The sequence below is a fragment of the Variovorax sp. JS1663 genome (genome assembly GCF_002157355.1).
In the GTDB taxonomy this organism is placed as follows: domain Bacteria; phylum Pseudomonadota; class Gammaproteobacteria; order Burkholderiales; family Burkholderiaceae_C; genus Variovorax.
Window position 1 is genome coordinate 98,127 of the sequence record NZ_LYMK01000026.1, and the last position, 9,067, is coordinate 107,193.

Below are 9,067 nucleotides of genomic sequence, written 5' to 3' on the forward strand. Positions count from 1 at the left end.
GCCTCATGGAATCCGAGGCCGTGCTGTCCCTTCCAGTGGAAGGGCGGTGGCTCTTCGTGATCATCATCCTGTCGGCCGATGACGTCGGCCTGTTCGAAGCGACCGAGTTCAAGCTCGCGCGCCGTGCTGACGTCAACCGCGACCTGGCCGGCAAGCTTCTGCAGATGATCGCGGATGCCGACCTCATCCGGCTGTACGTGGTCGACAGCAAGCGCTACGGCTTCATCCCGAAGTTCCGGCAACGCCTGCAGATCAAGACATCCAAGTATCCGTTGCCGCCCCGTGCGATCTTTCAGGATGATTCCGACGCACTCAACAAAATCAATGAGTTAGCTAGCAAAACAACCGTTGGAGCGCCGGTGGGCAGCGGTTGTACAACTGTTGGCCAACCGCCTGAAGCGGAACTAGAACAAGAACCTGAAGGGAAGGTATCGGAGCTTCGGAACTCTTCGAGTTCCTCTGCTCCTCGTCGCCGGCGCAAGGCCGCCGACCTGCCAGTCTGCCCCTTCGATCGAATCGTCGCGGTCTACCACGAGATGCTGCCCGAGTTGCCTGGCGTCAGAGTGGTGCGCCAAGGCGGCAAGCGGCAGAAGGCGGTCGCATCGATGTGGCACTGGGTCATGACGTCGATCAAGGGCGACGGATCACGGCGCGCCACCACTGCCGAGCAGGGTGTCGAGTGGTTTCGGGACTACTTCGAACGCGCTCGCAACAGCGACTGGATCATGGGCCGCCTGCCGCGCGGGCCAGGGCACGAGAACTGGGAAGCAGACCTCGACTACCTGTGCTCTGAAGCCGGCATGAAGCGGGTCATCGAGAAGACAAAGGCTCCGACATGAACGGCCGCGCCAACATCCCCTTCGAGCACGACCGCGAGATCGCGCAGCTGCGCATCCCGCCGCACTCCATCGAAGCCGAGTCGAGCGTGCTCGGCAGCCTGCTGCTGGACAACTACGGCTGGGACCGCGTCGGCGACCTTCTGGCCGAGGACGACTTCTACCGGCACGAGCACCGGCTGGTCTTCGCGGCCATCGCGCGGCTGATCAACGCCTGCAAGCCGGCCGACGTCATCACCGTCTTCGCCGACCTGGAGAAGCAGGGCAAGCACACCGAGGCCGGCGGGTTGCCCTACCTGCACTCGCTGGCGCAGGTGGCCCTGTCGGGGAGCAACGTCCGGCGCTACGCGGAGATCGTGCGCGAGCGCGCGGTGCTGCGGAAGCTGATCGGCGCTGCCGACGAGATCTCGACCGCGGCCTTCAACGTGCAGGGCCGCGAGGTCGAGGGCCTGCTGGACGAGGCGATGCAGAAGGTGATGGCGATCAGCCCGGACGCTGCGGCCGACGACTGGGAGGCGATGGAGAGCATGGTCGTGCGCGAGCTCGACATGATCCAGGAGCGCCAGGAAGGACGCACCGGCAACCAGCCCCCCGACTTCATTCCGACCGGCCTGACCGACCTTGACGAGATGCTGGACGGCGGCCTGCGGCCCGGGCAGTTGATCATCGTCGGCGCGCGCCCCAGCATGGGCAAGAGCGCGTTCGCGGACAGCATCGGCATTCACGTGGCGCGCAACCTCGGGCTGCCGGTGGGCAAGTTCTCGATGGAGATGCAGAACCACGAGGGCGGCCAGCGCGCGCTGTCGGCTGAGGGCAGCATCCCGCTGCATGCGTTGCGCCGGCCGGAGCGCATGAGCGATGTGCACTGGGGCAGCCTGACAAAGGCCGTGGAGATGCTGCGGCAGATTCCCTTCTACAGCAACGAGAAGGGCGGCTTGAACATCAACCAAGTGCGCGCGAAGGCGAGGGCGCTGAAGCGCAAGCGCGGACTGAAGCTGCTGCTGGTCGACTACCTGCAACTGATGGCCGGCACCGATCCGCGCGTGTCGCAGCGGACCTACCAACTCGAGGAGGCCAGCCGCGGCCTGAAGGCTCTGGCCAAGGAATTGGGCGTTCCGGTCGTCGCGCTGGCGCAGGTGGGCCGCGGCGTCGAGAAGGAGACCGATCCGATGCCGCGCTTGTCCGACCTGAAGGACTGCGGTGCCATCGAACAGGACGCCGACATCGTGCTGTTCATCGACCGGCCGATCCAACGCAAGCCCGATTTGGACGCCGAGTGGAAGTACTACGCGCGCGCCCTGTTGGCCAAGCAGCGCGGCGGCCGCACTGGCTATCTCGACTTCACCTACGTGGGAGAGCACACGCGGTTCATGGACTGGCCGCGAGACACGCCCATCCCCACCAACCAGGTGCGCGTGGCGCGCTCCAACCAATCGAAAGGCGGTGACCTGTGACCGAAGGCTCCTACCTCCTGAAACGCATCCGTGCCCGCTGCATCGACGATGCCGGCTGCTGGGTGTGGCAGGGCACCTGTCAGAAGGGTGTCATGCCGATGATCAATGTCGGCGGCAGCATCGTGTCGGTGCGGCGAGTCGTCTTCACCGAGTTGAATGGCCCAGTCAAGCCTGGGCACGAAATCACCGTGAGTTGCGAGACGGCGCGCTGCGTGAGGTGCGTCGAAGAGGTGACCTACGCCGAGCGCCGTCGCCGCATGGCGGTGAAGCGCAACACCGATTCCTATCCTCGCCTCATCCCGCCGCACGCCAAGCTGTCGGCCGAGAAGGCGCGCGAGATCCGGGCCAGTGATGAGCCGACTGCGGTGCTGGCCGAGCGGTATGGCGTCAGCAAGGCCTCGATCGGCTACGTGAAGATCGGGAAGACCTGGGCGCCGCCGTCGCCTTGGGATGGCCTGGGAGCGCGGTCGTGAGCATCGCCGACACCATCCTCAACGTCTTCGGCGCGGACGAGGAACTGACGAACCGCGAGTTGTGCGCTCGTACGGGCTACGGGATCACGGTCGTTGCCACGTACACGGCTCGGCTGAGGGAGCGCGGGCTCCTGGAGTACGTGGGCGATGGATGTAGGCCGGTGGTGCACCGCCTGGCGGGCGCCGCGCGCATCCGGGCGGAAATGCTGGCCAGCGCGGCGCAGGCCGCGCCGGATACCGCTGACGGCTCGATCCTGGGCAATGCGAAACGGCAGCCGGCCAGCGTTTTCGACCTCGGGAGGTGCTCATGATCTACATCGGCGTGGATCCTGGCATCGCAGGGGCAATCGCCTTCATCGACGGCGCGACGGGCGCGGCGAAGGTGTTCGACCTGCCGCTGAAGGCGACCGAGCGCCGCATCGATGGCTTGGCTCTCGCGCTGCTGATGCGCGAGCACGCGCCGGCGGCGATCGGCGGCCGGGCCTATCTCGAGCAACTGCACGCGCGCGCCAGCGGTGGCGGCATGCAGCAGATGGGTTCGATGATGAAGACGGTTGGGATCATCCTGGGCGCCATCGACTGCACGAAGTTCCCGCTGGTTGAGGTGACGCCGCAGAAGTGGAAGGGGAAGTTCGGGCTGATCGACAAGAACCCCGATCGCAAGCAGAAGCAGTCGGAGCGCGATCGCATGCGCAAGGCGAAGTCGCTGGACATGGCGCGCAGGCTGTTCCCATCTTTGCAGGCTGACCTGAAGCGCGCCGCCGACGATGGGCGCGCCGAGGCCCTCCTGATCGCCCACTGGGGAAGGATCACGCAGTCATGAACTCCTGCGGCACCTGCGTGCATTGGTCCCTGGTCGGCGAGCTTGGCCAGATGGGGTATGGGCAATGTGCAGCGCGGCCGATGCCCCAGCGAATCGCGATCACCACGGCAGCGCAGACCACCTGCCGCGTGCAGAAGTACGTGAAGGCTCCAGTCAAGGTGCTGCGGGAGCGGGAGAACGCGAAGGGGACGCTGCTGTGAACCTGTTCGCCTTCCTCCTGAGCGCTGCGGTGGTGGTCGGCACCATGGTTTGCGTGCTGCCGCGGGATGTATTGATCGTATGCGCAACGCTTGTTCTGGGCATGCTCTACGTCCTGTATGTGTCTCTGATAGTCCACTTCGAAGGATGGGCGTACGCTATGTTTACGACGGTTGTGCTGCCGGTTGCCTTCATTGCCTTCTGGCTTGCGGTTGATCGGGGATGGCTGTGAACTGCACCCGCTGTGGCCGCACCCTCCGCGCTCCTGTCCTGCTGGGCGGCCTCGCGTTTGGCCGAGTGTGCGCTGCCGCGATGGGAGTTGTTCCGAAGCGCAAGCGCATTGCTGCCCGCGCGCCGAAGCCCGACAGCCGGCAGCAGGACCTGTTTGCTGAGGTGCGGTCGTGACGCACACCTTCGTCCTGCACGACGTAGACCAGGGCCACAAGGTGGTCGCCAGTTCGCTGTGGCCCTGGGCCAAGGAGCAGTTGCAACTCGGGCGGAAGTTGGTCCTGAAGGCCGACGAACTCGAAGACGACAAGAGCGACCGCCAGCGCCGGTACTACCACGGGGTGGTGCTGGCCGAGATCGCCGAGCAGGCGCGGGCCAACGGGCAGAAATTCCCTCTGAAGGTCTGGAAGGAGCACTTCCGCGAGACCTACCTCGGCTCCCGTTGGGAGACGCGTACGGACCCGATGACCGGCAACAAGAAGCGCCGGAAGGTCCGCATCAGCACCGAGGACCTCGGCGTCAAGAAATACAGCGAGCTGATCGAGAAGGTGACGGCATTCGCCGTTACGGAGCTCGGCGTGCGCTTCAGCGTCTCGCGCTGGCAGGACTACCAATGAGAGAGGAAACCACCATGGAAGCGACGATCGAGCACTCCGAAGCGAACCCATTCAAGCACCAGAAGAACATCATCCTGGTTGGCACGAAGGGCCGCATCCTGTGGGCAAAGGCCTGCACGTGCACCGCTGGCATCCACCACCCGGAGGGCTACGTTCTGCCGGGCGGGGAGCGCACGCAGAACCGGGCCCGTGCAGAGTTCGCCGCCTCGACCATCGACTACCTCAGCCAGGGGGCCGCGTGACGCTCCGCCGCAGTGCCTTCGGCCGCCGCGCGATGCTGGAGCGAAAGCCTTACACGGGGATGATCCTTGCGCGCCGCGTCGGCCTGGGCCTGACGATCGACAAGCCGCGCGCCGCCGTGCTCGCAGACTGCGCCGGGCCCGCGCAGCCGGTGCCGAAGGTCGTCCCGGTCGAGCACGAAGGCTACCGCCGCCTGGTGGCCGCGCTTCCCTGCAAGCACTGCGGATTGGTCGGCTACAGCCAGGCCGCGCACCCGAACATGAACAAGGGCGCCGGCACCAAGACCGACGACAGGCTGTGCTTCCCCCTGTGCTGCGACCGGCCCGGCGTCGTCGGCTGCCACGTCGCCTTCGACCAGAAGGCCCTGTTCACCAAGGAAGCACGGCGCCTCGTCGAAGCGGCCTGGGGCGCCGACACGCGCCGCCAGATCCTGGCCGCGGGCAACTGGCCGACCGACCTGCCGCTGTGGAGCGAGGAATGACCCGCGCCGAAGGCTGGATCGAATGGCGCGGAGGACCTTGCCCTGTGCCGGCGACTGCCCGAGTGGAGGTGATCCAGCCTGCACGGCACGCGCGCGGCTTGGCCGTCGCCTTCAACTGGGGCGGCCGCCGCGGGGGAGACCCCGTGCTGTTTTGGCGATTTGAGCGGCATGGCCCGATAGGCGCACTCGCGCTCGCCGGCGCCCGCTCGCACCTCAGACCAACCACCACCAAGGAGCATTCATGACATCGAGCACCAAGGTTCTCTGGCGCGTCCAAGTTCGCAAGAGCAGGGCGCACAAGTGGGTGAACAAGGGGCTATACGAAACCCGCGATGCAGCTCGCGCCCAAGCGCATTACCTGCGCACTGGCCGTGTACGAGGCGGCGAAGTCCTCTGGGATACGGCCTACGGCTTCGGCAACACCCGCGTAGTGCGCTACGAGAAGGGAGCGAAATGATGGACCTCGACGGCATCCTTATCGCCGGCTCACTGGTAGCCATACCGCTGGCAGTTGCAGGGCTGGGCGCCTTGGCCTGGCGCAAGCGCAGGCGGGAAGCGCGCAAGGAGGCGGAGGCGCTGGTGCGGCGTGCCGGCCAGGTCCCGATGCCCCCGATGCCCGCGCCTGCCAGCCATATCTACTGGAGGTCGACGCCGCGGCGCCCCGCGTTTCCGCCGCCAGCAGTGGCACAAGGGCATGTGCCGGACAACTACCTGCCTCTGTCGTCGGCCGCGATGTTCTCGTCGAGCAGCCCGTCCCCGGCCGCCGAGCCATGCCGCGCATCGTCGTTCTCCAGCGGCGGCGGTGGCAACTACGGCGGCGGCGGTGCCTCGGGATCTTGGGACAGCGGTTCGTCGTCGAGCGACAGCAGTTCTTCTTCATCGTCCAACGGAGATTGACCATGAACCACCACCTCACAACCATCGCAGCCCTGCCCACCACCGCAGGCACCGGCTCGGCGCTGATCCCCGAGCGCAACCCCAGCCGGCCGCGGTTCGAGCTCACGGCCGAGGACATGGCGGCTGCGGGGTATCCGGTTGTGTACTGGGAGCCAGCGAAGCAGGACGCCGCCTCACGCGTCAACATCGTCCACGTCACCATCGACGCGGCCGATATGCAGACGCCCAGCCAGGCCCGTGCAGCCATCAAGGAGGCCATCGACGAGATCCGCGAAGCTGAGGAAGCCAAGGACCGCAGCTTTGCCGAGAAGGTCGAGCACACCCGTCTATTCGGGGGCAGCCTCTGATGCAGGTCGAGCCGAGCGGTGTCTTCGAGGACGCGGATGTCGCTGGCGGCGCTACGCTTGACGACCTGCTCAGCCGCTGGCATTCCTGGGCGAAGGGCTACATCCCAGTGCCTCAGAGCGGCGCCGACCCCATGTTCCGCAACGTCAGGACCCCGAAGACATGGGACACCACGTCCGACGCCTTCGACGATGATCTGAACAACCGGATCATGGAGTGCATCGATTTCCAGGTCTCGCAGATGCCAGACAACCCGCCTGATCACGGCTACCGAAGCGCCATCTACTCGCTGGCCCGCAACCTCTCGACTGGGCGAAGCGTCTGGATCAGCCCGCGGCTGCCGCGCGACCCGATGCAGCGCGCCGTCATCGTCCTGGAGGCGCGTAACATGCTGACTCGCCGACTCTTGGCTGCTGGAGTGATGTGATGCACGTTTATCAACTCGATGGGCACGACCTTGACTACTGGGTTGCGCGAGCCATTGATGTGAGGGTGGTGCCAATGGGCGAAGCATGGGCGCTCGAAGCGGCGCCGGCCGCTCCGTGGGAGCCGCACAAGGACTGGGCTCTCGGCGGCCCGATCCTTCACGAGAACATGGTCAGCATCATCTACATCAAGAACGGCAGCGGCTGCAAAGGCGAATGCCACCGGTACAGGCGAAACGAGCGGCCGCCGCACAGTGTTGGCAGGCAATGGGGTGACGATCCATTGCAGGCCGGCCTGAGGGCGCTGGTCGAGGCCGCGTGCGGAGAAGAAGTCGATCCTCCGTTGCAACACTACCGCGAATTCATGTAACATCCGCCCCGGACGCCACAGGTGCGTCCAGAAAATCCCGAAGCCGCCCACCCGAGGCGGCTTTCTCATTTCTGGCCCTTAGCCAAGCGGTCTACGGCACCGGGTTTTGATCCCGGCATTCCAAGGTTCGAATCCTTGAGGGCCTGCCAGCCCCCACGTGTATCGGTAGCTCAATGGGCAGAGCACTGGTCTCCAAAACCAGCGGTTGAGGGTTCAAGGCCTTCCCGGTACGCCATCCCAACTCGCACGCACGGAATCGGAGCCAGGCATGTCGCCTGGACCGGACGTCCGCGCTCGCCAGTAGAAGGCAATGTCACCATGACCACAGTTCGAGCCAAGTTCAAGGTGCAGAGTGTCACCGAGTCCGAGGGCGGCCTGAAAACGGCCAACCTGTCGCCGGTCACCAGCGGCAGCTCGGAGAACGACAAGTTCTTCAAGTGGACTCCCGGCGGCCAGATCCAGCTGGGCACCATCAACCCCGACGCGGCCGCGCAGTTCGTGCCCGGCCGCCAGTTCTATGTCGACTTCACGCCTGCAGACGAGGCTCAGAAGGCCGACTGATTTCAGTTGTCTCCTTGGGCGGCTTGCCTGCTGTTGCCCAATTACCGGCGCCCGCCTCACCCGCGGGCGCCGCCTTTTCGGAGCCACCCACACATGAACGGAATCACCACCGTCGCGCCGCTCGGCGCGCGCGCAGCGCTGCCGGCCGACGGCCAAGCGCAGGAGGAGCAGCGCGAGATCCGCTTCCTCGGCGACCTCCAGCGGCTGCAGCCCAAGCCGGGCGATGTGTTCGTGCTGACCGTCGATCGGTCGCTGAGCATCGAACAGTGCGAGCACCTGCGCTCCTACTGGAAGCAGGTCATGGGCGACATCAAGGTACTGGTGCTGACCGAAGGGCTGAAGCTGGGCTGCATGGCGAAGCCTCCGGAAGCCTGAGATGGCCAAGCTCCAGGTCTCCGCCGAGCTCCTGCTCGACAGCCTGTTCAAGGGGCAGGCCCAAGGCATGCGCCTGATCGGCGCTTCGGTCGAACCGATCACCCAGACCATCGAGCTCGACCTCGAAGGCCCAGCCATCCCTAACACCGATCGCATCAGTGCCATCTGCACAGTGGAGCGGTTCACTGTGCGGTTCGAGCCGAGGCTGTAATGCCCTGCTCCGGATGTGACGCCCGCCGCGCTTGGATAGCGCGCAAGGCCAAGCTGGCCGCGCAGGCCCTCGTCGCCGTGCTGCGCCAAGAGCAGAAGACCGCCGAACGCACCAAACCCCATGGCCAAGTCACCCCGACCAAGCCTCACGACCCTGCGCAGTAGGGTCCAGCCCCAGCCCCACAGGCTGGCCACGATCCAGCCCGGGTCATGGCGCACTGCCAACCAATCGAGCGCCCAGCGCGGCTACGGCTACCGCTGGCAAAAGGCCCGGGAAGCCCACCTTCTGGCCAACCCCCTCTGCGTGATGTGCAAGGAGCAGGACGGACGCGCCGTCCCGGCCACCATCGTCGACCACCGCATCCCCCATGGAGGCGACCAGTGCCTGTTCTGGGACCGCTCGAACTGGCAGAGCCTATGCGCCCACCACCACTCGAGCGACAAGCAGAGGCAGGAAGCAGCAGACCGAGCCATCAGGGACGCGTCAGGAGACCGCCAGGGGACCGCGGGGCAGGTCGGGGACGTCGGAAGGGG

19 protein-coding genes and 1 tRNA gene are annotated in these 9,067 nt (G+C 65.9%); all 20 read left to right on the plus strand.

Annotated elements, in window-relative coordinates; all coding sequences use genetic code 11:
- Window positions 1-5: 5 nt before the first annotated feature.
- Window positions 6-839, plus strand: coding sequence for a hypothetical protein (locus A8M77_RS21330; RefSeq protein ID WP_143694699.1), 834 nt, complete (start codon window positions 6-8; stop codon window positions 837-839).
- A complete protein-coding gene (dnaB, locus tag A8M77_RS21335; RefSeq protein ID WP_086923520.1) occupies window positions 836-2,290 on the plus strand; it encodes a replicative DNA helicase in 1,455 nt (484 codons plus the stop codon). Before A8M77_RS21330 ends, dnaB begins: the two co-directional genes overlap by 4 nt.
- Window positions 2,287-2,763, plus strand: coding sequence for a hypothetical protein (locus A8M77_RS21340; protein WP_086923521.1), 477 nt, complete (start codon window positions 2,287-2,289; stop codon window positions 2,761-2,763). The genes dnaB and A8M77_RS21340 overlap by 4 nt, the downstream gene beginning before the upstream one ends.
- The gene (locus A8M77_RS21345) at window positions 2,760-3,074 is read left to right on the plus strand and encodes a winged helix-turn-helix domain-containing protein (RefSeq protein ID WP_086923522.1); all 315 of its coding nucleotides are present in this window, start codon (window positions 2,760-2,762) and stop codon (window positions 3,072-3,074) included. Before A8M77_RS21340 ends, A8M77_RS21345 begins: the two co-directional genes overlap by 4 nt.
- Window positions 3,071-3,586 carry a hypothetical protein gene (locus A8M77_RS21350; protein ID WP_086923523.1) on the plus strand — a complete coding sequence of 172 codons (516 nt, stop codon included), beginning with the start codon at window positions 3,071-3,073 and terminating at the stop codon, window positions 3,584-3,586. Before A8M77_RS21345 ends, A8M77_RS21350 begins: the two co-directional genes overlap by 4 nt.
- Window positions 3,583-3,786, plus strand: a complete 204-nt coding sequence (locus A8M77_RS36145; RefSeq protein ID WP_086923524.1) for a hypothetical protein — start codon at window positions 3,583-3,585, stop codon at window positions 3,784-3,786. The genes A8M77_RS21350 and A8M77_RS36145 overlap by 4 nt, the downstream gene beginning before the upstream one ends.
- A complete protein-coding gene (locus tag A8M77_RS21360; RefSeq protein ID WP_086923525.1) occupies window positions 3,783-4,016 on the plus strand; it encodes a hypothetical protein in 234 nt (77 codons plus the stop codon). The genes A8M77_RS36145 and A8M77_RS21360 overlap by 4 nt, the downstream gene beginning before the upstream one ends.
- A 169-nt stretch (window positions 4,017-4,185) precedes the next feature.
- The gene (locus A8M77_RS21365) at window positions 4,186-4,629 is read left to right on the plus strand and encodes a recombination protein NinB (protein WP_086923526.1); all 444 of its coding nucleotides are present in this window, start codon (window positions 4,186-4,188) and stop codon (window positions 4,627-4,629) included.
- 14 nt (window positions 4,630-4,643) lie between these two features.
- A complete protein-coding gene (locus tag A8M77_RS21370; RefSeq protein WP_086923527.1) occupies window positions 4,644-4,871 on the plus strand; it encodes a hypothetical protein in 228 nt (75 codons plus the stop codon).
- Entirely contained in the window at window positions 4,868-5,350 is a 483-nt protein-coding gene (locus A8M77_RS21375; RefSeq protein ID WP_143694701.1) for a hypothetical protein, read from the plus strand. The genes A8M77_RS21370 and A8M77_RS21375 overlap by 4 nt, the downstream gene beginning before the upstream one ends.
- A 241-nt stretch (window positions 5,351-5,591) precedes the next feature.
- Window positions 5,592-5,807: a hypothetical protein gene (locus A8M77_RS35370; RefSeq protein ID WP_143694702.1), complete on the plus strand. Its 216-nt coding sequence runs from the start codon at window positions 5,592-5,594 to the stop codon at window positions 5,805-5,807.
- Window positions 5,804-6,247, plus strand: a complete 444-nt coding sequence (locus tag A8M77_RS35375; protein ID WP_143694703.1) for a hypothetical protein — start codon at window positions 5,804-5,806, stop codon at window positions 6,245-6,247. The genes A8M77_RS35370 and A8M77_RS35375 overlap by 4 nt, the downstream gene beginning before the upstream one ends.
- A 2-nt stretch (window positions 6,248-6,249) precedes the next feature.
- On the plus strand, window positions 6,250-6,594 hold the full coding sequence (locus A8M77_RS21380) for a hypothetical protein (protein ID WP_143694704.1): 345 nt from the start codon (window positions 6,250-6,252) through the stop codon (window positions 6,592-6,594).
- Window positions 6,594-7,019 (plus strand): hypothetical protein, encoded by a 426-nt coding sequence (locus tag A8M77_RS21385; protein ID WP_086923530.1) that lies wholly within the window; start codon window positions 6,594-6,596, stop codon window positions 7,017-7,019. Before A8M77_RS21380 ends, A8M77_RS21385 begins: the two co-directional genes overlap by 1 nt.
- Window positions 7,019-7,387, plus strand: a complete 369-nt coding sequence (locus A8M77_RS21390; protein ID WP_086923531.1) for a phage protein NinX family protein — start codon at window positions 7,019-7,021, stop codon at window positions 7,385-7,387. The genes A8M77_RS21385 and A8M77_RS21390 overlap by 1 nt, the downstream gene beginning before the upstream one ends.
- Before the next feature lie 159 nt (window positions 7,388-7,546).
- Window positions 7,547-7,622 (plus strand) — tRNA-Trp (locus tag A8M77_RS21400).
- Window positions 7,623-7,705: 83 nt separating this feature from the next.
- Window positions 7,706-7,948, plus strand: a complete 243-nt coding sequence (locus tag A8M77_RS21405) for a hypothetical protein (protein ID WP_086923532.1) — start codon at window positions 7,706-7,708, stop codon at window positions 7,946-7,948.
- A 93-nt stretch (window positions 7,949-8,041) separates the two neighbouring features.
- Complete coding sequence (locus A8M77_RS21410) at window positions 8,042-8,323, plus strand: hypothetical protein (RefSeq protein WP_086923533.1); 282 nt, start codon at window positions 8,042-8,044, stop codon at window positions 8,321-8,323.
- A 1-nt stretch (window position 8,324) separates the two neighbouring features.
- Window positions 8,325-8,534, plus strand: coding sequence for a hypothetical protein (locus A8M77_RS21415; protein ID WP_086923534.1), 210 nt, complete (start codon window positions 8,325-8,327; stop codon window positions 8,532-8,534).
- Window positions 8,535-8,654: 120 nt separating this feature from the next.
- The coding region (locus A8M77_RS36900; RefSeq protein WP_238136908.1) for an HNH endonuclease at window positions 8,655-9,067 on the plus strand (413 nt) is incomplete at its 3' end.

What these genes read in the sequence shown, in the direction of transcription:
- A8M77_RS21330 (WP_143694699.1), top strand. Translation starts at nt 6, where the DNA reads ATGGAATCCGAGGCCGTGCTGTCCCTTCCAGTGGAAGGGCGGTGGCTC.
- dnaB (WP_086923520.1), top strand. Translation starts at nt 836, where the DNA reads ATGAACGGCCGCGCCAACATCCCCTTCGAGCACGACCGCGAGATCGCG.
- A8M77_RS21350 (WP_086923523.1), top strand. Translation starts at nt 3,071, where the DNA reads ATGATCTACATCGGCGTGGATCCTGGCATCGCAGGGGCAATCGCCTTC.
- A8M77_RS36145 (WP_086923524.1), top strand. Translation starts at nt 3,583, where the DNA reads ATGAACTCCTGCGGCACCTGCGTGCATTGGTCCCTGGTCGGCGAGCTT.
- A8M77_RS21370 (WP_086923527.1), top strand. Translation starts at nt 4,644, where the DNA reads ATGGAAGCGACGATCGAGCACTCCGAAGCGAACCCATTCAAGCACCAG.
- A8M77_RS35370 (WP_143694702.1), top strand. Translation starts at nt 5,592, where the DNA reads ATGACATCGAGCACCAAGGTTCTCTGGCGCGTCCAAGTTCGCAAGAGC.
- A8M77_RS35375 (WP_143694703.1), top strand. Translation starts at nt 5,804, where the DNA reads ATGATGGACCTCGACGGCATCCTTATCGCCGGCTCACTGGTAGCCATA.
- A8M77_RS21380 (WP_143694704.1), top strand. Translation starts at nt 6,250, where the DNA reads ATGAACCACCACCTCACAACCATCGCAGCCCTGCCCACCACCGCAGGC.
- A8M77_RS21385 (WP_086923530.1), top strand. Translation starts at nt 6,594, where the DNA reads ATGCAGGTCGAGCCGAGCGGTGTCTTCGAGGACGCGGATGTCGCTGGC.
- A8M77_RS21390 (WP_086923531.1), top strand. Translation starts at nt 7,019, where the DNA reads ATGCACGTTTATCAACTCGATGGGCACGACCTTGACTACTGGGTTGCG.
- A8M77_RS21405 (WP_086923532.1), top strand. Translation starts at nt 7,706, where the DNA reads ATGACCACAGTTCGAGCCAAGTTCAAGGTGCAGAGTGTCACCGAGTCC.
- A8M77_RS21410 (WP_086923533.1), top strand. Translation starts at nt 8,042, where the DNA reads ATGAACGGAATCACCACCGTCGCGCCGCTCGGCGCGCGCGCAGCGCTG.
- A8M77_RS21415 (WP_086923534.1), top strand. Translation starts at nt 8,325, where the DNA reads ATGGCCAAGCTCCAGGTCTCCGCCGAGCTCCTGCTCGACAGCCTGTTC.